The organism is Bradyrhizobium sp. BRP23, from assembly GCF_020194135.1.
Taxonomy (GTDB): domain Bacteria; phylum Pseudomonadota; class Alphaproteobacteria; order Rhizobiales; family Xanthobacteraceae; genus Bradyrhizobium; species Bradyrhizobium yuanmingense.
On the sequence record NZ_JADYVW010000012.1, the window covers coordinates 178330 to 199177 of the forward strand.

Sequence of the window (20848 nt, forward strand, 5' to 3'; positions counted from 1 at the left end):
GGTGATCATGCCCGTCGCGGAGGAAACGCGCCGTCCAATCAAGGACGGCCACAAAGACAAGCAAGGCATAGAAGCAACAATGAATGTCGCTGTTCGCAGTCACGCCACGGCCAAACAGGCTTCTGAACATTTCGACGTGCTGATCGTCGGCGCCGGCATCTCCGGCATCGGTAGCGCCTATCACATCCAGAAGCAGCTGCCGGGCACGAGCTACGTCATCCTGGAGACGCAGGAAACATTCGGCGGCACCTGGAGCACACATCGCTATCCCGGTATTCGCTCCGACAGCGATCTCCACACTTTCGGCTACAGCTTCAAGCCTTGGGTCGGCCCGCCGATTGCGACCGCCGAAGAGATCCTCTCCTATATGAAGGAGGTGATCGACGACAACGATATCGCGCGGCACATTCGCTACAAGCACAAGATCAATTCCGCGAGCTGGTCGAGCGAGCAGAATCTCTGGACCATCGACGCCGTGACGACCGACACCGGCGAGCCCAGGACCTTCACGGCGAACTTCCTCTGGATGTGCCAGGGCTATTATCGCCATTCCGAAGGCTACACGCCGGAATGGAAGGGCATGGACCGTTTCAAGGGCCGCATCGTCCATCCCCAGACCTGGCCCGACGATATCGACCTCACGAACAAGAAGGTCGTCGTGATCGGCTCGGGCGCGACCGCGGCAACGCTGGTGCCGAACATCACCGACAAGTGCGCCCATGTCACCATGCTGCAGCGCTCGCCGACCTATTTCCGCCTCGGCCGCAACGCCATCGAGATCGCGGAGGAGCTGCGCCGGCTGCAGGTCGACGAAGCCTGGATCCACGAGATCGTGCGGCGCAAGATCCTGTTCGAGCAGGATGCGTTCACCAAGCTCTGCGTGTCCAAGCCCGAGCAGGTGAAGAAGGAGCTGATCGGCCAGATCAGCGCCGTGCTCGGTCCCGACTACGACGTCGAGACCCATTTCACGCCAAAATACCGGCCCTGGCGGCAGCGCATTGCCTTCGTGCCGGATGCCGATTTGTTCAAGGGCATCGCCAGCGGCAAGGCCTCCGTCGTCACCGACGAGATCGAATGCTTCGTCGAGAATGGCATCCAGCTCAAGTCCGGCAAGCTGCTTGAGGCCGATGTCGTCGTCACAGCGACCGGCTTCAATCTTGCCGCGCTCGGCGATATCGCCTTCGAGATCGACGGCAAGCCGCTCGCCTTCGGCGACACAGTCACCTATCGCGGCATGATGTTCACGGGCGTGCCGAACATGGTCTGGGTGTTCGGCTATTTCCGCGCCAGCTGGACGCTGCGCGTCGATCTCGTCGCCGATTTCGTTAGCCGGCTGCTCGGGCACATGAAGGCGAAGGGTGCAAAGAAGGTCGAGGTCAAGCTGCGACCTGAAGACCACAACATGCCGATCCTGCCCTGGATCGATCCGGAAAACTTCAACCCCGGCTACATGATGCGCAACATGAACCTGCTGCCCAAGCGCGGCGACAAGCCGGAATGGCAGCACAGCCAGGATTACTGGACCGAGAAGGACGAGATCCCGAAGACGGACCTGGACGACAAGGCGTTTGTGTACAGTTGACGATGCCGATGTAAGGCGAGGTTAGCGATCGCCACTGTCGTCCCGGGGCGCGAAGCGAGCCCGGGACCCATACTCCCAGGCGGTGGTTATAGAGCGAGCTGGTCACTCCGAGCCTTCGCCAAACTACTCCCTGGGGTTATGGGTCCCGGATCGGCGCTCCGCTTCGCTGCGCTTGTCCGGGACGACACCATTTGCTCGGTTGGCAGCGCCTCAACTCATCTACACCACGCTCAAGAATTCCGCCGCGTCGCATTCGCGGCGATCGCGGCCGCGGCGGTCCGGTTCTCGACGCCGAGCTTGGCGTAGATCTGCTCCAGGTGCTTGTCGACGGTGCGCGGGCTGAGGCCCAGAATTTGCGCGATGTCGCGGTTGGTCTTGCCCTTGCTGAGCCAGGCCAGCACCTCGCCTTCGCGCGTGGTGAGGCCGAGCTCGCTGGTGAATTCGGGCGGCAGCGCGGTGCCGGCTTCCTTGGACAGCCGCAGCAGGAATTCGTTCGGCGCGGTCTCGCCCATGTAATAGAAGCGGAGCTGCGGACTATCGGGCAGCGACGCGGCCTGGGATTTCGAGCCGCTCTTGGCCTTCGCCTGCTCGAGCCATTGCAGCAGCGTCGGCGGCAGCACGAAGTCGTCGGTCTGCGCGCCGTGATGATCGGATAGCAGCTTCTGCGCCTGCGGCGTCGCCCACAGCACGCTGCCCTGGCGATTGACCGCGAACAGGAAACGGCCGGAGACGTCGAGCGCGGCGCGCGCGCTCTGGGTCAGCCGGGCATTGCCGAGATGGACCCGGATGCGCGCCAGCATCTCCTCGATCACGATCGGCTTGGTCACGTAGTCGACGCCGCCGGCTTCCAATCCACGCACGATGTGCTCGGTTTCGGCCAGACCCGTCATGAAGATCACCGGGACATTGGCGAGACCCGCGTCGCGCTTGAGCCGGCGGCAGGTCTCGAAGCCGTCGATGCCGGGCATCACGGCATCGAGCAGGATGATGTCGGGCGTGATCTGGTCGATGATTCGCATCGCCGCGGCGCCGTCGAGCGCCACCATCACCGTCATGCCGGCGCTGTCGAGCGCGTCGGTGAGCAGCCGGAGCGTCTCCGGGGAATCGTCGACGACGAGCGCGACGTCGCGCTTCTTCGATTCAATGCTCATAAGCATGCAACGTCTTCAATGTGTCCATGTACTGGTCGAGATCGAAGCGATCGACCAGCGACCGCATCTGCGCGACGAAGTCGGCATGCTCGGGGTGCTCGCTGCCGATCTCGTCCAGCTTCAGCTGGATGCCCTTGACGTAGCCGATCTGGCCGAGCCCGATCAGCGCCTCGATGTGCCGCAGCGGCGGCTTCGATCCGGTCTCCGGATGCCAGAACGGCACCGCGACCTCATGCGAGCCGTATTGCCATTCGATCTTGAGAAGCTGGCGAATCGTCGCCAGCAGCCGCGGGATGTCGATCGGCTTCATCAGGTAGCCGTCGTGGAAGGGCTGCGCCAGCGGCGTGCCATGAGCCTCGAGCGCGCTTGCCGACACCATCAGGATGCGGGCCTGATGATGGCCGCTGGCGCGCAAGGCCTCGGCGACCGCCCAGCCGTCCATGGCAGGCATCGAGATGTCGAGCAGGAACAGATCGGGCCGGCAATGCTGCGCCAATGCGAGGCAGCCGGCGCCGTCGGGTGCGCTGAGCAGGATGAAGCCGAGCGGCGTCAGCACTTCGCGCAGGAGGTCGCGATGCACGGGATCGTCGTCGGTGACGAGGATGGTCTTGCGCGGGCCGTGATAGCCTGAGACCGGCGCCTCCACCGGCGCGATCCGCTGGGGATTGGCGACCTCCGAGAGCAGGATCTTGACCCTGAAGGTCGAGCCGGTGCCGACCGTGCTCGTGACCTTGATGTCCCCGCCCATCACGCCGGCGAGCAGGCGGCTGATGGTGAGCCCGAGGCCGGTGCCGGTCTGCGGCTGCGACGCGCCGAGCGCACCCCGCTCGAATGGCGCGAAGATGCGTTCGAGGTCGTCGCCCTGGATACCCGGGCCGGTGTCGATCACCTCGAACTCGGCGACCGGGCTGCGGTAGTGCACCACGAACTGCACGCTGCCGGACTGGGTGAACTTGATGGCGTTCGAGAGCAGGTTGATCAGCACCTGACGCAGCCGCTTCTCGTCGGCATAGACCACCCGCGGTAGCGTCGGCGGCCGCCTGAACACGAAGTCGATGCCCTTGGCGGCGGCCTGGAGGCGGAACATGCCGACGAGCTGGTCGAGGAACTCGCTCAAGCGCACCTCGTCGCGCGACAGATACAGCCGCCCCGCCTCGATCTTGGAGATGTCCAGGATGCCGTCGATCAGGCCGGAGAGGTGGTCGGCGCTGCGGCGAACGACGCGGACCTGGTCGCGCGGCTTGGCGCCGAGAGTCGTATCCTGCTCGAGCAGTTGCGCATAGCCGCTGATTGCATTGAGCGGCGAGCGCAGCTCGTGGCTCAGCCCGACCACATAGCGGCTCTTGGCGAGGTTGGCGGATTCGGCGACCTCCTTGGCACGCTGGAGCTCGGCATCGGTGCGCTTGTGCGCGTCGATCTCCTGGATCAGCAGCGCGGTCTGCCGCCGCGTCTCGGCCTCGGCGGCGCGGCGGCTCTGCTGCGCCAGCACGAACAGCCACGCCACCACGCCGATGATGATGCTGAGCGAGAAGAACACCTTCCACAGCACGTCGGACACGAGCTCGTTGTCGCCGTGCACATTCGCCGACGTCTGTAGATAGATCAGTCCCAGCACCAGGGCGATCAGGCCGGCGGAGACCACGAACACGCCTATATAGTGGCCCACTTGCGAGTTGATCCGGGCGTAGATCGGCTGCGGCATCAGCCGGCCCAGCGCTTCCGACACCTGCGCCTGGAATCTCGCATGCGGCTTGCAGAGATCGTGGCAGCGCGCGTCCAGCGAGCAGCACAGCGAGCAGATCGGCCCCGCGTAAGCGGGGCAGGAGGCCATGTCCTCCGGCTCGAACGAGTGCTCGCAGATGCAGCACTGGATCGCCTCGATGTTCTGCCAGCTCCGCTTCGGCTTGCGCGCGATGTAGTATTTGCCGCCTGTGGCCCAGGCGATCAACGGCGCCGTGAGGAAGGCCGCCGCGAGCGCGATGAAGGCCGACAGCGCCTTCGCGGTCGGCCCGAACAGGCCGTAGAAGGCGCTGATCGAGACGATGGTCGCGATCGTCATCGCTCCCACGCCGACTGGATTGACGTCGTAGAGATGCGCGCGCTTGAACTCGATCTGCTGCGGCCGCAGTCCGAGCGGCTTGTTGATGACGAGGTCGGCGACCAGCGCGCCGACCCAGGCGATCGCGACGTTGGAATAGAGCGCCAGCGTCTGCTCCAGGGCCTTGTAGACGCCGATCTCCATCAGCAGCAGGGCCACGACGACGTTGAAGACCAGCCACACCACGCGCCCGGGATGGCTGTGGGTCAGGCGCGAGAAGAAGTTCGACCAGGCGATCGAGCCGGCATAGGCGTTGGTGACGTTGATCTTGACCTGCGACAGGATCACGAAAGTGCCGGTCAAGGCCAAAGCGAGGTCGGGCTGCGACAGCACATAGCGGAATGCTTCGAGATACATGTGCGCCGGCTCGGCGGCTTCTTCCGGCGGCACGCCGTGGCTGAGTGCGAAGAAGGCGAGGAACGAGCCCGCCAGCAGCTTCAGCGCGCCCAGCACGATCCAGCCCGGCCCCGCGCTCATCAGCGCCATCCACCAGGAGGCCCTGGAGGCGCGGCGGTCGCGCGGCAGGAACCGCAGGAAGTCGACCTGCTCGCCGATCTGCGCCACCAGCGAGAACACGACCGAGGCCGCAACGCCGAACAGCAGGAGATCGAAATGCCCGTTGAGGTCGCCGTGCTCGCCGGAGAACTTGTGCCACTCCGCAAAGGAGCGCGGGTTGTGCCAGGCGATCGCGGCAAACGGAATGATGTGAAGGATCACCCACAGCGGCTGCGTCCACAATTGGAAGCGGCTGATCAGCGTGATGCCGTAGGCCACCAGCGGGATGATGACGACGGCGCTGATGAGATAGCCCACCGGCCGCGGAATCCCGAAGCACATCTCGACCGCTGAGGCGAGGATCACGGCCTCGATCGCGAAGAAGATGAAGGTGAAGGAGGCGTAGATCAGCGAGGTGACGGTCGAGCCGATGTAACCGAAGCCGGCACCCCGCGTCAGCAGGTCGATGTCGATGCCGCATTTGGCGGCATAGTACGCAATAGGCACCCCGCAGCCGAAGATGATGATGGAAACCACGACGATGGCGGCAGTCGCGTTGGTGACGCCATAGTTCAGCGTGATGGTCCCGCCGATCGCCTCCATCGCCAGGAACGAGATCGCGCCCAGTGCCGTGTTGGCGACGCGGGCGGCGGACCAGCGCCGCGCGCTCTTGGCGGTGAAGCGCAGGGCGTAATCTTCCAGCGTCTGGTTGGCGACCCATTGATTGTACTGGCGCCTGACGCGGTCTATTCGCTGCCGCCCTGCCACTTAACCCCACTCCCGATACGGACCCGGACCCCTCGCAAATTCCGTACCAGAAGCCTACGTCGGCATTTTGCGGTGCAGTATACGCGATCTTGCGTATGCGTGGGCTGCATAAATTCGAGCCATCCTCACGGGCACCAATCGCGTGTTCTCGAACAAAAGTGGGGTGCTCATGTCAGACGAAGCAAACAAGGGCCTGTTGTCGCCGCTGCGGCGCAAATTATTGATGGGAATGGCCGCGGTCCCGGCCATCACCATGCTGCCGCGCGGGTCATTTGCGCAGGCGCCGGCGACCTCGGCGGTCAACACCACGGGTCTGGCCGTCACCGACACCGAGGTCACGGTCGGCATCCTGCATTCGGCGACCGGCACCATGGCGATCTCCGAGACCGGCTCGATCCAGGCCGAAAAGCTTGCGATCGAGCAGATCAACGCGGCCGGCGGCGTGCTCGGCCGCAAGATCAAGTTCATCCAGGAGGACGGCGCATCGGACTGGCCGACCTTCGCCGAGAAGGCGAAGAAGCTCCTCGTCAACGACAAGGTCGCGGCGATCATGGGCTGCTGGACCTCGGCCTCGCGCAAGGCGGTGCTGCCGGTCGTCGAGCAATATAACGGCATGCTCTACTACCCGACCTTCTACGAAGGCCTCGAGCAGTCCAAGAACGTCATCTATACCGGCCAGGAAGCGACCCAGCAGATTCTCGCCGGCCTGAACTGGATCGCCAAGGAGAAGGGCGCCAAGTCCTTCTTCTTCATCGGCTCGGATTACATCTGGCCGCGCACCTCCAACAAGATCGCGCGCAAGCACGTCGAGAACGTGCTCAAGGGCAAAGTGGTCGGCGAGGAATATTATGCGCTCGGCTCGACGCAGTTCAATTCGGTCATCAACAAGATCAAGCTGACCAAGCCGGACGTGATCTTCACCGACGTCGTCGGCGGCTCCAACGTCGCCTTCTACAAGCAGCTCAAGGCGGCCGGCATCGATCTCTCCAAGCAGGCACTGCTGACGATCTCGGTGACCGAGGACGAGATCGACGGTATCGGCGGCGAGAACATCGCGGGCGCCTATGCCTGCATGAAGTACTTCCAGTCGCTCGACAATGCGAACAACAAGGCTTTCGTCTCGGCGTTCAAGAAGATGTGGGGCGAGAAGACCGTGATCGGAGACGTCACCCAGGCTGCCTATCTCGGCCCGTGGCTGTGGAAGCTGACGGTCGAAAAGGCCGGCTCTTTCGACGTCGACAAGATCGCCACGGCTTCGACAGGCGTCGAGTTCAAGGGCGCGCCGGAGGGCTATGTGCGCATCCATGAGAACCATCACCTCTGGTCGAAGACCCGGGTGGGGCGCGCCAAGCTCGATGGCCAGTTCGAGCTGATCTACGAGACCGCCGATCTCGTCGAGCCGGATCCGTTCCCGAAGGGTTACCAGTAAGAAGCGTTACCGTTAAGACGCGGCGTCCGCCGCACTTTCTCCTCAACGCAAAACCGCTCCCTGGCGTGGATCGCAAGTCCATGCCTCAAGCCCCCGCGTCGCGAACCTGCTCGCGACGCGGGACCCTTTCCCGACGGAGGACACGGATGTTCGGCGACTATTCGATTGGCGACCTCGGCTCGATCTTCGTCATGCAGGGGTTTGCCGGACTGATCCTGTTCTCCGTCTATGTCCTGATGGCGCTCGGCCTTGCCATCATCTTCGGCCAGATGGGTGTCATCAACATGGCCCATGGCGAGTTCATGATCCTCGGGGCCTACGTCACCTGGATGACCTCCAATCTCTTCCAGGCTAATTTGCCGAGCCTGTTCAGCGGCTACTTCTTCCTCGCGATGATCCTGGCCTTCTTCGCCTCCGGCGCCTTGGGGATGCTGGTGGAATGGGTGCTGATCCGGCACCTCTACAAGCGCCCGCTCGACACGTTGCTCGCCACCTGGGGCCTCAGCCTGATGCTGCAGCAGGCATATCGCTCGGTGTTCGGTGCGCGCGAGGTTGGCGTCGAGCTGCCGCAATGGATGCTGGGCTCGCTGCGCGTCACCGACAGCATCGAGGTGCCGATCAACGGCGTCTTCGTGATGTGCCTCACCGTGCTGATCACCATTGCGGTCGCCTACGTTCTCTACATGTCGCGCTGGGGCCGTCAGGTCCGCGCGGTCGTGCAGAACCGCATCATGGCCGGCGCGGTCGGCATCAACACCGAGAAGGTCGACCGCTACACCTTCGGCCTCGGCTGCGGCATCGCCGGTGTCGCCGGCAGCGCCTTCACCATGATCGGCTCGACCGGGCCGACGTCGGGGCAGCTCTACATCGTCGACACCTTCCTCGTCGTCGTGTTCGGCGGCGCCGCCAGCCTGCTCGGCACCATCGCCTCGGCCTTCTCGATCTCGCAGACGCAATCGACGCTCGAGTTCTTCATGTCGGGCTCGATGGCCAAGGTGCTCACACTGCTCGCCGTCGTCGGCATCCTGATGCTGCGGCCGCAGGGTCTGTTCGCCCTCAAGGTCCGCAAATAACGAGAAGCAGGCAAGTCATGATCATCAACTCACGCTTCTTCAATCGATCCGAACTGATGGGCTTCATTGCGCTCGCCGCCGTGCTGTTCGTGATCCTGCCGCTGACGCTGGATGTCTTCCGCCTCAACCTGGTCGCGAAATATCTGACCTACGCCTTCGTCGCGATCGGCCTCGTGCTGTGCTGGGGCTATGGCGGCATCTTGAGCCTGGGGCAGGGCGTGTTCTTCGGCCTCGGCGGCTATTGCATGGCGATGTTCCTCAAGCTCGAGGCCTCCAGCGTCGAGAACACCAAGATACAGTCGACGCCCGGCATCCCCGATTTCATGGACTGGAATCAGATCACGGCGCTGCCGTTCTTCTGGCAGCCGTTCCACAGCCTCACCTTCACCATCCTCGCCATCATCCTGGTGCCCGGCCTGTTCGCTCTGATCATCGGCACCGCGATGTTCAAGCGCCGCGTCGGCGGCACCTATTTCGCGATCATCACCCAGGCCGTCGCGGCCATCCTCACCATCCTGATCGTGGGACAGCAGGGCTATACCGGCGGCATCAATGGCATGACGGACCTGCGCACGCTGAAGGGTTGGGACATCCGGCCCGATCACGCCAAGATCATCCTGTACTTCGTCGAGGTGGTATTGCTGTTCGCTTGCATCGGCATCGCGCAGTTCATCCGCCTGACCAAGCTCGGCCGCATCCTGGTGGCGATGCGCGAGCAGGAGGACCGCGTCCGCTTCTCCGGCTACAGCGTCGCCAATTTCAAGATCTTTGCCTTCTGCATGGCCGCGGTCTTCGCCGCGATCGGCGGCGCCATGTTCGCGCTCAACGTCGGCTTCATGTCGCCGTCCTTCGTCGGCATCGTGCCGTCGATCGAGATGGTGATCTACACCGCGGTCGGCGGGCGGATGTCGATCTTCGGCGCGGTCTGGGGCGCGATCCTGGTGAACTTCGCCAAGACCAGCCTGTCGGAATCCTTCCCGCAACTCTGGCTGTTCGGCCTCGGCGCGCTGTTCATCGCGGTCGTGCTTGCTTTCCCGAACGGCTTGTCCGGGCTCTGGGCCGATTACGTGCAGCCGCGCATCGACCGGCTGTTCGCCTCGCGCAAGGCGAAGGAGAACTGGACCGACAATTCCGTCGCCGACGGCGCGCCGGCAGAGTGAGGAGGCGATCATGCTCATCGGTCATCAGCCGAAGGACTTCCTGCTCGCGGTCTCCGGCCTCACCGTCTCGTTCGACGGGTTCAAGGCGGTCAACGATCTCTCGTTCTATGTCGAGGAGAACGAGATCCGCGTCATCATCGGCCCCAACGGCGCCGGCAAGACCACGGTGCTCGATCTGATCTGCGGCAAGACCAAGGCGACCTCGGGCTCGATCCAGTTTCGTGGCAAGGAGCTCACGAAGATGAAGGAGAACGAGATCGTGCAGACCGGCGTCGGGCGCAAGTTCCAGACGCCGTCGGTGTTCGAGGATCTCACCGTGTTCGAGAACCTCGAGATCTCGTTTCCGCGCGGCCGCACCGTGTTCGGCTCTCTGACCTTCCAGCGCGACCAGCTGGTGAAGGAGCGGGTCGAGGAGGTCGCGGAGATGATCTTCCTCAAGGACAAGCTCAACACCTATGCCGACGAGCTCAGCCACGGCCAGAAGCAGTGGCTCGAGATCGGCATGCTGCTGATCCAGGATCCCGACCTCTTGATGCTCGACGAGCCCGTCGCCGGCATGAGCGTGTCCGAGCGCGTCAAGACCGCCGAATTGCTCAACCGCATCATCAAGAACCGTTCGGTGCTGGTGATCGAGCACGACATGAAGTTCGTTGAGGACATCGCGCACAAGGTCACCGTGCTGCACCAGGGCCAGATCCTCTCGGAGGGGACGATGGAGAAGGTGAAGAACGATCCCAAGGTCATCGAAGTGTACCTCGGTCACTAGCGCATGATCCCGGAAAGTGGCGTCCGGTTTCCGGACAAGATCATGCGCCAGAAGCAAGGAGCAGGCTGATGCTGGCTATTTCTGATCTCCACGTCGCCTACGGCCAGAGCGAGGTGCTGCACGGGCTCAACGTCAAGGTCGCGGCGAACGAGATCGTTGCGATCATGGGCCGCAACGGCATGGGCAAGACTACGCTGATGAAGTCGCTGATGGGCATCCTGCCGGCTAAAAGCGGCTCGGTGAACATGGATGGCGCCGAGCTCGGCAACCTCAAGAGCTTTGAGCGCGTCGCCAAGGGTCTCGCCTATGTGCCGCAGGGCCGCATGATCTTCTCCACCATGACGGTGAAGGAGAACATCGAGACCGGGCTCGTCGTCTCCGGCGGCTCCGAGGTGCCTGACGACATCTACGAACTGTTCCCGGTGCTGCTGGAGATGAAGGGCCGCCGTGGCGGCAATCTCTCCGGCGGGCAACAGCAACAATTGGCGATCGCGCGCGCGCTCGCCACCAAGCCGAAGGTGCTGCTGCTGGACGAGCCGACCGAAGGCATCCAGCCCTCGATCATCAAGGAGATGGCGCGCACGTTGAAGCGCATCCGCGACGAGAAGGGGCTCTCGATCGTCGTTTCCGAGCAGGTCCTGAGCTTCGCGCTCGACATCGCCGACCGCGTGCTGGTGATCGAGAACGGCGAGATCGTGCGCGATGATCCGCGCGATGCCGTCGATGCCGCGCAGGTCTCGAAATATCTGTCCGTCTAACCAACCGTGTAAAAGGGGAGCATCTCGATGCCAGAGACATTGATCAAGGTCGATCTCACCAAGTCGGCCTATGAAAACGACATGGTGCACAACCGCTGGCACCCCGACATCCCGATCGTGGCCTGGGTCAATCCCGGCGACGATTTCATCATCGAGACCTATGACTGGACCGGCGGCTTCATCAAGAACAACGATTCCGCCGACGACGTGCGCGACATCGACCTGTCGATCGTGCACTTCCTCTCCGGCCCGATCGGCGTCAAGGGCGCCGAGCCCGGCGACCTTCTCGTCGTCGACCTGCTCGACGTCGGTCCGCTCAAGGAGAGCCTGTGGGGCTTCAACGGCTTCTTCTCCAAGCAGAACGGCGGCGGCTTCCTCACCGACCATTTCCCGCTGGCGCAGAAGTCGATCTGGGACATCAAGGGTCTCTACACCTCATCGCGTCACGTGCCCGGCGTCAACTTTGCCGGTCTGATCCATCCTGGCCTGATCGGCTGTCTGCCCGATCCGAAGATGCTGGACACCTGGAACAAGCGCGAGGCCGAGCTGATCTCGACCAACCCGACCCGCGTGCCCGGCCTTGCCAATCCGCCGTTCGCGCCGACCGCCCATGGCGGCCGCGCCAAGGGCGATGTGAAAGCCAAGATCGGCGCCGAGGGTGCGCGCACCGTGCCGCCGCGCGAGCATGGCGGCAATTGCGACATCAAGGATCTCTCGCGCGGCTCGAAGATCTACTTCCCGGTCTACGTCCCCGGCGCGGGTCTTTCGATGGGCGACCTGCACTTCAGCCAAGGCGACGGCGAGATCACCTTCTGCGGCGCGATCGAGATGGCCGGCTGGCTGCACCTGAAAGTCGAGGTGATCAAGGACGGCATGTCGAAATACGGCATCAAGAATCCGATCTTCAAGCCGTCGCCGATCACGCCGAACTACAAGGACTATCTGATCTTCGAGGGCATCTCGGTGGACGAGGCCGGCAAGCAGCATTATCTCGACGTCCACGTCGCCTATCGCCAGGCCTGCTTGAATGCGATCGAGTATCTCAAGAAGTTCGGCTATTCCGGCGCCCAGGCCTATTCGATCCTCGGCACCGCGCCGTGCCAGGGCCACATCTCCGGCGTCGTCGACGTGCCCAACGCCTGCGCCACGCTATGGTTGCCGACCGAGATCTTCGACTTCGACGTGATGCCGTCGGCGGCCGGACCCATCAAGCACATCACCGGCGACATTCAGATGCCGATCTCGCCGGACAAGTGACGCCGCGCTCCCTCTCCCCGTTCTCACGGGGAGAGGGTTCGGGGTGAGGGGCTGTCTCCACACGCACGGTGGCAGCGAGTTGTGTTGAGCACAGAAGTGGGATGATGCGATGCCGGTCTACGAATATCTCTGTGACGACTGCGGTCCCTTCAAGGACCTGCGCCCGATGGCGGAATGCGACGATCCGCAGAGCTGCCCACACTGCGAGACGATGGCGCCCCGCGTCATCCTGACGGCGCCGAACTTCTTCTGCATGCCGGCGGAGAAGCGCAAGGCGCACGCCGTCAACGAGCGCAGCACGCACGCACCGCAGACGCTGGCGCAATACAAGGCCTCGCACGGCCCGGGCTGCGGCTGCTGCTCCTGGGGCAAGACCGTGAAGGACAAGAGCGCAGCGGATAGGACAAAGCCGGCGCGGCTGGTGACCAAGACCAGGAGCGGTGCCAAGGGCTTTCCGACCGCACGCCCTTGGATGATCAGCCACTAACCCACGCCAGCATCAGACAACAGGAGCGCTCCACATGCTTCACGGTGACATCTCCAGCAGCAACGACACGGTCGGCGTCGCGGTGGTCAATTACAAGATGCCCCGCCTGCACACCAAGGCCGAGGTGCTCGACAACGCCCGTAAGATCGCCGACATGATCGTCGGCATGAAGGTCGGGCTGCCCGGCATGGATCTCGTGATCTTCCCGGAATATTCCACGCAAGGCATCATGTACGATGCCAAGGAGATGTACGAGACGGCCTCGATGGTGCCGGGTGAGGAGACCGCGATCTTCGCGGAAGCCTGCCGCAAGGCCAAAGTGTGGGGCGTGTTCTCGCTCACCGGCGAACGCCACGAGGAGCATCCGCACAAGGCGCCCTACAACACCCTGATCCTCATGAACGACAAGGGCGAGATCGTGCAGAAGTATCACAAGATCATGCCCTGGGTGCCGATCGAAGGCTGGTACCCCGGCAATTGCACCTATGTCTCCGAGGGGCCCAAGGGTCTGAAGGTCAGCCTGATCATCTGCGATGACGGCAATTATCCGGAGATCTGGCGCGACTGCGCCATGAAGGGCGCGGAGCTGATCGTGCGCTGCCAGGGCTACATGTATCCGGCCAAGGAGCAGCAGGTCATGATCTCAAAGGCCATGGCCTGGGCCAACAACGTCTATGTCGCGGTCGCCAATGCCGCCGGCTTCGACGGCGTCTATTCCTATTTCGGCCACTCCGCGATCATCGGTTTCGACGGCCGCACGCTCGGCGAATGCGGCGAGGAGGATTACGGCATCCAGTACGCGCAGCTGTCGAAGCATCTGATCCGCGACGCGCGCCGCAACGGCCAGTCGCAGAACCATCTCTACAAGCTGGTTCACCGCGGCTACACCGGCATGATCAATTCCGGCGACAGCCCGCGCGGCGTCGCCGCGTGCCCGTATGATTTCTACAAGAACTGGATCAGGGATCCCGAAGGCACGCGCGACATGGTCGAAGCAATGACCCGCGCGACGCCGGGCACCGAGGAATGCCCGATCGACGGCATCCCGAACGGCGCGGCGGCCGGCAATTACTGAGCCGTCGCCGATTCCGCCTTACCCTCCCCTGGAGGGGGAGGGTTGATCGCGCGTAGCGCGAGCGGGGTGGGGCGATCCCTCCTCTCGGGCGCTGTTGGATGGGGAGAGACCGTCACCCCACCCCGTCTCACATTTCGCTACGCTCCATGTGAGCCGACCCTCCCCCTCCAGTGGAGGGTAAGAAAGAGGCGTTACCGCTTCTGCTCGGTGGGCCTGCGCGGGGGCCGCGGCGGCGCCGGCGTGCCGCTCATCTTGTTGGCGGCCTCGCTGACGTCGAGCAGCGAGCGGCGAATGTCGTCGAGGTAGGCCGCCGATTTCTTCTTCATGGTGCCGGCAAGCTCGTGCAGTCCCTGGATCTTCTCGAACAGCTCGTCGGCCTTGCCGTCGACGAAGCCCGGCACCGCGCCCTCGATCTTGGCGACCGCCTTGTCGAAGCCCGCAAAGGCGCTGTCGACCTTGGCCATGACCGAATCGATCTCGGCGCCCTTGCTCCTGAGGTCGGCGGTATAGGTCTCGAACGTGTGCAGGCCCTCCTTGATTGCGGGGGCGTTGTTCACGATGGTGCGGTCGACGCTGTGCAGGGTTTCGACGATGGTTTCGGCGTCGCTGAGATCGGCCGTCAGCACCGGGATGCCGTCCGCGTCCAGCGGCACCGGCGGTGCAGAGGGGGCGCCGCCGATCAGTGAGATCGCGGCAATGCCGGTGAGGCCCTGGAACTCGATTCCGGCCACGGTGTCCTTGCGAATCGGCGCGGTGTTGTCGAGCATGACGAGTGCCACGATCCTGCGCGGACTATCCAGCTTGATCGACAGGATCTGGCCGGCGGGCACGCCGTCGAAATTGACCGGCCCGCCGCGGCGCAGCCCGCTGGCGGAGCCGCCCTCGAACACCACGCGCAACTGGCTGCGGCTCTGGATGGTGCGCCATTTCTGCGCGCCGAGCAGGCCGCCGAACGCCACGGCGATCGCTGCCAGCGTTGCCGTTCCGATCACAAGATTGCTCGCGCGTGCCATGCAGGGGCGATTTTACGGCCAAAGCGGGGAAGTTGGAAGGAGCCCGCGATGTTACGTAGGGCGGGTTAGCGAAGCGTAACCCGCCACCATCTCTCGTACGCCTGGGGATGAATTGGTGGATTACGCTGCGCTAATCCACCCTACGGACCTACGCACCTCAATGCCCGGCCGCCCGCTTTGCCGCAGCATTGTTCAGCACGATCAGGGCATCGACGGCCACGCCCGTCCTGGTGTTGATCAGGAACGGGTTGATATCGATCGAGGCGATGCGATCGCCCGCATCCGCGATCAGGTTGGACAGCCCGACCAGCGCCTTCACCGCCGAGGCCTCGTGCAAGACCGGCCTGCCGCGATAGCCGCGCATCTTGACGCCGGCCTTGGTGCGGCCGATCAGGAGCCGTGCCTCGCTCTCATCCAGCGGCGCGCCGGCGAGCGCGACGTCCTTCATCAGCTCGATATCGATGCCGCCGGTGCCGAACAGCACGACCGGCCCCATCTCTGCATCGAGCGAGGCGCCGACGACGAGCTCGAGCTCGGCCTTGACTTGCTGTGCGATCAGGATGCCGTCGAGCTTCGGCTTGCCCTTGAGCTTCGCCACCCGCGCGGTGATGTCGGCGAACGCCTTCTTTACCTCGGCTGCGCTGTTGAGGTTCAGCACCACGCCGCCGATGTCCGACTTATGCAGGATCTCCGCACTGACGAGTTTTGCCACGACCGGAAAACCGATCTGCTTCGCAATCTTCACGGCGTCCGCCGCAGTCTGCGCGATCGCCTCCTTCGAGATCGGGATCCCGTAGGCCTTGAGCAGCTTCTTCGAGGCGACCTCGTCGAGCGCAGCACCGGTCGCCGATTTCAACGTCTTCTCCAGCACGGCGCGGGCGGCGGGTTTCGAGCTCGAGACGATATCGGGCACCTCCTTGCGCAGCTTCGCATAGGCGAGCAGCGACTTGATCGCGGTCACCGCGCGGTCCATGCCCTGCATGACCGCGAGATGCGGCAGCGACTTCCGCAAGCCCTTGGTGTATTCGGTGAAGCCGATCGACATCGCACTGATGTAGATCACCGGCTTGCCCGCCTGGCTCGCCATCTCGTTGACGATGCGCAAATTGCGCTCGCGCAGCTCGTGCGGCGCCTTCGGCAGCTCGGCATCGACGATGACGATGTCGATATCGGGGTCGTCGATCATCAGCTTGATCGACTTCATGTAGACGGAGGGATCGACCACTGCGGCAAAGCCAGCATCGAGCGGATTGCCGACGATCGAGCCGGGGCCGAGCATCTTCGCCAGCTCCGCGCTGACATGCGGGCTCAGCGGCGTGAAATTCAGGCCTGCGGCATAGAATGCGTCGATCAGCATGCCGCGCTTGCCGCCGGACAGCGTCACAGCGGCGAGCCGGTCGCCTTTCGGAACGGCCGCGTGCACGAAGCACTCGGTGGTCTCGATCAGCTCGTCGAGGCCGCCGACCCGGATCACCCCTTCGCGCGTCGCGATCGCGTCGAACGTCTCGATCGAGCCGGCGAGTGCGCCGGTATGCGCCATCGCCGCGGCCCGGCCGCCTTCGGAGGCGCCGAGCTTGAGCGCGATCACGGGCTTGCTCGCCGCGCGCGCCGCCTTGCAGGCATCGCGGAACGCCTTGGTGTTGCGCACCCCTTCGAGATAGACGACGATCACCTTGATGCTCGGATCCTCGGCGAAATAGCGCATCAGATCCGGCGTCTCGAGCCCGGTCTCGTTGCCCGTGGTCACCATGTAGCCGACGCCGACACCCCGGTCTTCCAGCGTCTGGCGGATCGCCATGACGATGGCGCCGGATTGGCCGGCGATTGCCACCGCGCCCTGTTCCATGGTGACGATGCGATCGTCGATATTGGTGAAGAGCTTTTCGCCAGCGCTCAAATTGCCGAGGCAGTTCGGACCCGTGACCGCGAGCCCCGTCTCGCGCACCGCAGCCTGCAATTCGGCAGCGAGCTTCTGGCTTTCGTCATCCTGCAGCTCGCTGAAGCCGGAGGTGACGATGGTGGCCGACCGCGCGCCGGCTGCGGCGGCGTCGCGGATCACCTGCACGGCAAAGCGCGCAGGCACCAGCACCAGGACGTGATCGGGCTTCTCCGGAAGACTCGCAAAATCCTTGTAGCAGGGAACGCCCCAGACGGTATCGCGCTTGGCGTTGACCGGATAGAGCCCGCCTTCGAAACCATATTTGATCAGATTGTTCCAGATGCGCTCGGCATAATTGCCGGGCTTGTCGGTCGCGCCCACCAGCACGATGTTGTGCGGGTGCAGCATTGCGTGGATGCCCTTGACGATGTCGCTGGCATCGGGCGGCGGAGACCATGGACGTGATGCGGGCGCAGCAGACACACGGGCTTCCATGGCGTGACCTCACCTGTTGTTCTTATTGGTGTCGCGTCACTCTGTTCTATGGCGAGTCCTTTGGCAACTGTGTGGCTGGTATGCCGTGTGGTGGAATGAAGCGCGCACCGGTGCGTGTCAGTCCGATCGGCGATCTATCCGTCGGCGCCAATCAATGTCGCATGCAGGATGTAGCGCTCGGGGCCGGATGTGACGGCATCGAATGGCCAGCAGGTCGCGAGAACAAGCTCGAAACCCTGTGCCATGGGATCGATGCCGGATGCATCGAAGCGAACCACGGCCGAGGAATCCGCGCGATAGCGAAAGTGTCGACCGTCACTGCGCGTGACATCGATGACGTCGCCAATGGCAACATCCTTCAGGAAGCGGAAATGAGTGTCGCGATGGGCGGCATAGACGGCAATCCCGCGTTCGCCCGCATCAGCCGTGTGCTGGATATGACCTGGCCCGAAAGCGAGCGCTTGTCCGCTCGCGCCTTCCAGCACGATGGCGCTGGCACCGATCCGCTTCACCTCGATCCGCGCGACCGGCCAGGTGTCGGCCCAGGACCAGGGCTTTACCGCCTGTCCCGTGGCAATGCTCCGGTCGAAGGCGCGCTCCAGCAGCACCTGCGCCAGCCACGCCTTGGCATGGATATAGGCGCCGTCGCCGAACAGGAAGAGGCCGACAAGCGCGAGGACCAGCGGAGAGATGAAGCGGGGCATTGTGTTTCGTCTCTCGTCATTGCGAGCCACCGGGTCCGCGCGAAGCGCGGCCCGATGACAGGCTCCGCGAAGCAATCCAGACTGTCTCCGCGGCGGCAGTCTGGATTGCTTCGTCGCTTCGCTCCTCGCAATGACAGTGAAAAAAGGCGCGCGCGGCCGTTTGGAGGGGACGGGCAGCCGCGCGCGCTAACAGAGGAGTTCGGGGGAGCTCCTCTCTCAAGCGGCGTCGGTGAGCAAGGTCCGACGCCGGTTGAACACGAACAGGATCAGGGCGAGCACGATCAGGATGAAGCCCGCGATCATCTTCAGCTCGGCCGAGGTCGCGGTCTTGGGCAGGCGGATCGCATCGGGCGCAGCAGGCATAGGCCGTCGCGTTGCCGGCTGATTGCGCGCATCGGCATGGCGCTCGTGCAGCTGTGTCGGCGTCAGATGCGGCCGCTCGCCGAACACCTTCTCGAAATCCCAGCCCGCGGGCAGGTTGATCGGCAGCTCGCTGAGCTTGAGCGGTTCGCCTTCGGGACGGCTTGGCGTCTTGTCGACCGCGACGAGGCTGGTCAGCCGCGTGACGATCTGATGGTCGAGCGCGAGCGCCAAGATCGCCTTGTCGGAGGCTTCGGGTGTCATCTCGCGCAGGGTGCGCGCCACCTCCGCATCGGCGATCTTGCGCCTGGCCCAGAGCTTTGACAGGCCCTTGCCTTCGGCTGCGTTTTGCAGCGGCAGCGTCACCGACCACGGACGGTCGCCGACGCGGCCCTTGATCTCGAGCGAGCCTGCGAGCTTGTCGAGCCTCGCCGCCAGCACCAGGGGCTCGTCGCGATAGACGTCAGGAATGATCGCCGGGGTGACGTCGGCATTGGCTTCGGAAAACGTTGCGGTGAGGCCGGTCACGGCCGGATTCTCCAGCTTGGCGAAGAGGCCGCGCATGCGCTCCTCCACTTGCTCGGTGGAGCCGATATGGGTGAAGGCGCCGCGGCCGAGCTCGGCGGCGCGGGTCATCAGATAGGTGTTGGGCGCGGACCCGATGCCGACCATGAAGATGCGCGAGCGGCCGCGCATCGTCGTGATCGCATCGAACAATTGCTGCTCGTTGCCGATCGCGCCGTCGGTCAGGAACACGACCTGGCGGACCATGCCGGTGTCGCCGAGCCTGTCGGTCAGCGCCGCGCGCATCGCCGGCACCATCTCGGTGCCGCCGCGCGCCTGCAACGCGCCGACGAAGGACGTCGCCTCGCCGACATGGGCGGCATCGGCCGGCACGGCGGCCGGAAACAGCATGTCCATGGTGTCGTCGAAACGGATCACGTTGAAGCGGTCATTCGGCTGCAGGCGGCCGAGAGCGTAGAGCAGGCTTGCCTTGGCCTGCACGATGGACGTGCCGCCCATCGAGCCGGAATTGTCGATCACGAACACGACCTCGCGCGGCAGCGGCTTCTGCGCCGCCTGCTCGGCGCTCGGCGGGGTGACGAAAGCGAGCAAATAATCGGCATCGCCGATGTGCTCGCGGAACAGTCCGACCGACGGCGCTGTCTCGGCCGCCGGCTTCCAGGTCAGCTCGAAATCACGGTCGGCGGGCACGGCACCGTCGGCGAGCGTCACCACGCGCGTCATGTTATCAGGGCTTTCCGTCTTGACGTTGTGATGGTGGCTCTTGACCTCGCCGAGCGCAAAGCCGGCCTGCAGGCGCACAATGATGCTGGTCGGATTGAGCGGCGCATGTTTGGCGGGATCCAGCACAGGGGGCGAGATGCGCTCGCGATCCGGCACCGGGTCCGACGTCGCCGCGCCCCAGCCCGAGCCGTCCTTGCGGAAGTCGACGCTCTGGATGATCGGCGCGGGATTGTAGCGCGGCCCGACCACGAGCGGCAGGCGCAACGAATATTCGTTGCCGACTTGATGCACCGGCTCCTGGTACTCGATCTGCACCAGCACGGTTTCGCCGGGACCGATATTGGCGACCGAGTTGGTGAAGATGTTCGGCCGCTCCTGCTCGGTGAGCGCGGCCTTCTGGCCGGCGCGGCGCGCCTCCTCGTAGATCACGCGCGCTTGCTGCCGTTCCTTGATGTCGCCGATGATGACGCGGTCGCCGACCACCATCTTCAGTGTGTCGACGGCGCCGCCGGCCGCGAGCGGATAGACGTAGGTGGCCTCGACCCAATCCTTGGTCGGGTTGCGAAATGCTTGCGTGACGCGGGCGCGCAAGGTCGGGCCCGACACGGTGATGTCGATATCGGTCCCGAGGCGAATCGCCTCCGTGGTAGTGCCGTCCTCTTTCAGTAGCAGGCTGCCCGACCGTGCTTCGCCGGGCTGGAGCAGGCTGGCCTGTTCGGTCGTCGCCGACCAGCTCGCCCCGAAACTCACCAGCAGGGCCAGGAAGGCGACCAGCATCACGGCGATGCCCTGCGCCAGAAGGAACAGTCCGACCTTGATGAGGCGGCTCAACAGCGGGTGGTCGTCCCTATCGGCCGTGTCGTAGGCGCTCATTTGGCTTGCTCCGAAGCATGTTTGCTAGTCCTCAGCATCCGCCGGCGGGGCGGGATTTCGCGAGCAGAATGATCGGCAATGTTCCGCCGCGGCCGGCCCAGGCTCGCTTGAGCCGGGGCGGTCATGTGCGGTTTTGTGCTGGTTTGTCCGCCCTGCTAGAGTGACCGGCCTGGAGCG

15 protein-coding genes are annotated in these 20848 nt (G+C 64.1%); 9 read left to right on the plus strand and 6 right to left on the minus strand.

From position 1 onward, the window contains the following. The first annotated feature begins 79 nt into the window (after positions 1 to 79). On the plus strand, positions 80 to 1582 hold the full coding sequence (locus tag I6F24_RS28555; protein ID WP_225152349.1) for an NAD(P)/FAD-dependent oxidoreductase: 1503 nt from the start codon (positions 80 to 82) through the stop codon (positions 1580 to 1582). Between the two features lie 230 nt (positions 1583 to 1812). Here the strand turns inward: I6F24_RS28555 and I6F24_RS28560 are convergent, their stop codons facing one another. Both I6F24_RS28560 and I6F24_RS28565 read right to left on the minus strand, forming a co-directional pair. Next, positions 1813 to 2739, minus strand: a complete 927-nt coding sequence (locus I6F24_RS28560; RefSeq protein WP_225130491.1) for a response regulator — start codon at positions 2737 to 2739, stop codon at positions 1813 to 1815. Then, positions 2723 to 6094, minus strand: a complete 3372-nt coding sequence (locus I6F24_RS28565) for an ATP-binding protein (RefSeq protein WP_225152351.1) — start codon at positions 6092 to 6094, stop codon at positions 2723 to 2725. The genes I6F24_RS28560 and I6F24_RS28565 overlap by 17 nt, the downstream gene beginning before the upstream one ends. A gap of 169 nt (positions 6095 to 6263) precedes the next feature. On the opposite strand from I6F24_RS28565, the gene urtA reads away from it, so the two are divergent. From urtA to I6F24_RS28605, 8 genes are all read left to right on the plus strand, one after another. After that, entirely contained in the window at positions 6264 to 7523 is a 1260-nt protein-coding gene (gene urtA / locus I6F24_RS28570; RefSeq protein WP_036002134.1) for an urea ABC transporter substrate-binding protein, read from the plus strand. Positions 7524 to 7669: 146 nt separating this feature from the next. Beyond that, positions 7670 to 8596: an urea ABC transporter permease subunit UrtB gene (gene urtB / locus I6F24_RS28575; RefSeq protein WP_225141260.1), complete on the plus strand. Its 927-nt coding sequence runs from the start codon at positions 7670 to 7672 to the stop codon at positions 8594 to 8596. 17 nt (positions 8597 to 8613) lie between these two features. Next, on the plus strand, positions 8614 to 9756 hold the full coding sequence (gene urtC / locus I6F24_RS28580) for an urea ABC transporter permease subunit UrtC (protein ID WP_225113327.1): 1143 nt from the start codon (positions 8614 to 8616) through the stop codon (positions 9754 to 9756). Positions 9757 to 9766: 10 nt separating this feature from the next. After that, positions 9767 to 10522 carry an urea ABC transporter ATP-binding protein UrtD gene (gene urtD / locus I6F24_RS28585; RefSeq protein ID WP_225152353.1) on the plus strand — a complete coding sequence of 252 codons (756 nt, stop codon included), beginning with the start codon at positions 9767 to 9769 and terminating at the stop codon, positions 10520 to 10522. A gap of 68 nt (positions 10523 to 10590) precedes the next feature. Next, positions 10591 to 11280, plus strand: coding sequence for an urea ABC transporter ATP-binding subunit UrtE (urtE, locus tag I6F24_RS28590; RefSeq protein ID WP_036002119.1), 690 nt, complete (start codon positions 10591 to 10593; stop codon positions 11278 to 11280). A 27-nt stretch (positions 11281 to 11307) separates the two neighbouring features. After that, entirely contained in the window at positions 11308 to 12537 is a 1230-nt protein-coding gene (fmdA, locus tag I6F24_RS28595; protein WP_036023909.1) for a formamidase, read from the plus strand. 109 nt (positions 12538 to 12646) lie between these two features. After that, entirely contained in the window at positions 12647 to 13024 is a 378-nt protein-coding gene (locus I6F24_RS28600; RefSeq protein WP_225144867.1) for a zinc ribbon domain-containing protein, read from the plus strand. Between the two features lie 34 nt (positions 13025 to 13058). Next, positions 13059 to 14099: an aliphatic amidase gene (locus I6F24_RS28605; protein ID WP_225152355.1), complete on the plus strand. Its 1041-nt coding sequence runs from the start codon at positions 13059 to 13061 to the stop codon at positions 14097 to 14099. A gap of 191 nt (positions 14100 to 14290) precedes the next feature. Here I6F24_RS28605 and I6F24_RS28610 read toward each other — a convergent pair whose 3' ends face one another. The 4 genes from I6F24_RS28610 to I6F24_RS28625 form a co-directional block, all read right to left on the minus strand. Beyond that, positions 14291 to 15112, minus strand: a complete 822-nt coding sequence (locus tag I6F24_RS28610) for an MlaD family protein (RefSeq protein WP_036002108.1) — start codon at positions 15110 to 15112, stop codon at positions 14291 to 14293. A 157-nt stretch (positions 15113 to 15269) separates the two neighbouring features. Then, positions 15270 to 17486, minus strand: coding sequence for an acetate--CoA ligase family protein (locus tag I6F24_RS28615; protein ID WP_225144869.1), 2217 nt, complete (start codon positions 17484 to 17486; stop codon positions 15270 to 15272). Between the two features lie 134 nt (positions 17487 to 17620). Further along, positions 17621 to 18190 carry a class GN sortase gene (locus tag I6F24_RS28620; RefSeq protein ID WP_225144870.1) on the minus strand — a complete coding sequence of 190 codons (570 nt, stop codon included), beginning with the start codon at positions 18188 to 18190 and terminating at the stop codon, positions 17621 to 17623. Between the two features lie 216 nt (positions 18191 to 18406). Continuing rightward, a complete protein-coding gene (locus I6F24_RS28625; protein ID WP_225152357.1) occupies positions 18407 to 20671 on the minus strand; it encodes a marine proteobacterial sortase target protein in 2265 nt (754 codons plus the stop codon). Positions 20672 to 20848: the final 177 nt, after the last annotated feature.

What these genes read in the sequence shown, in the direction of transcription:
- I6F24_RS28625 (WP_225152357.1), bottom strand. Translation starts at nt 20,671, where the DNA reads ATGAGCGCCTACGACACGGCCGATAGGGACGACCACCCGCTGTTGAGC.
- I6F24_RS28560 (WP_225130491.1), bottom strand. Translation starts at nt 2,739, where the DNA reads ATGCTTATGAGCATTGAATCGAAGAAGCGCGACGTCGCGCTCGTCGTC.
- I6F24_RS28620 (WP_225144870.1), bottom strand. Translation starts at nt 18,190, where the DNA reads ATGCCCCGCTTCATCTCTCCGCTGGTCCTCGCGCTTGTCGGCCTCTTC.
- urtA (WP_036002134.1), top strand. Translation starts at nt 6,264, where the DNA reads ATGTCAGACGAAGCAAACAAGGGCCTGTTGTCGCCGCTGCGGCGCAAA.
- I6F24_RS28610 (WP_036002108.1), bottom strand. Translation starts at nt 15,112, where the DNA reads ATGGCACGCGCGAGCAATCTTGTGATCGGAACGGCAACGCTGGCAGCG.
- urtE (WP_036002119.1), top strand. Translation starts at nt 10,591, where the DNA reads ATGCTGGCTATTTCTGATCTCCACGTCGCCTACGGCCAGAGCGAGGTG.
- I6F24_RS28555 (WP_225152349.1), top strand. Translation starts at nt 80, where the DNA reads ATGAATGTCGCTGTTCGCAGTCACGCCACGGCCAAACAGGCTTCTGAA.
- fmdA (WP_036023909.1), top strand. Translation starts at nt 11,308, where the DNA reads ATGCCAGAGACATTGATCAAGGTCGATCTCACCAAGTCGGCCTATGAA.
- I6F24_RS28605 (WP_225152355.1), top strand. Translation starts at nt 13,059, where the DNA reads ATGCTTCACGGTGACATCTCCAGCAGCAACGACACGGTCGGCGTCGCG.
- I6F24_RS28600 (WP_225144867.1), top strand. Translation starts at nt 12,647, where the DNA reads ATGCCGGTCTACGAATATCTCTGTGACGACTGCGGTCCCTTCAAGGAC.
- urtC (WP_225113327.1), top strand. Translation starts at nt 8,614, where the DNA reads ATGATCATCAACTCACGCTTCTTCAATCGATCCGAACTGATGGGCTTC.
- I6F24_RS28615 (WP_225144869.1), bottom strand. Translation starts at nt 17,486, where the DNA reads ATGGAAGCCCGTGTGTCTGCTGCGCCCGCATCACGTCCATGGTCTCCG.
- urtD (WP_225152353.1), top strand. Translation starts at nt 9,767, where the DNA reads ATGCTCATCGGTCATCAGCCGAAGGACTTCCTGCTCGCGGTCTCCGGC.
- urtB (WP_225141260.1), top strand. Translation starts at nt 7,670, where the DNA reads ATGTTCGGCGACTATTCGATTGGCGACCTCGGCTCGATCTTCGTCATG.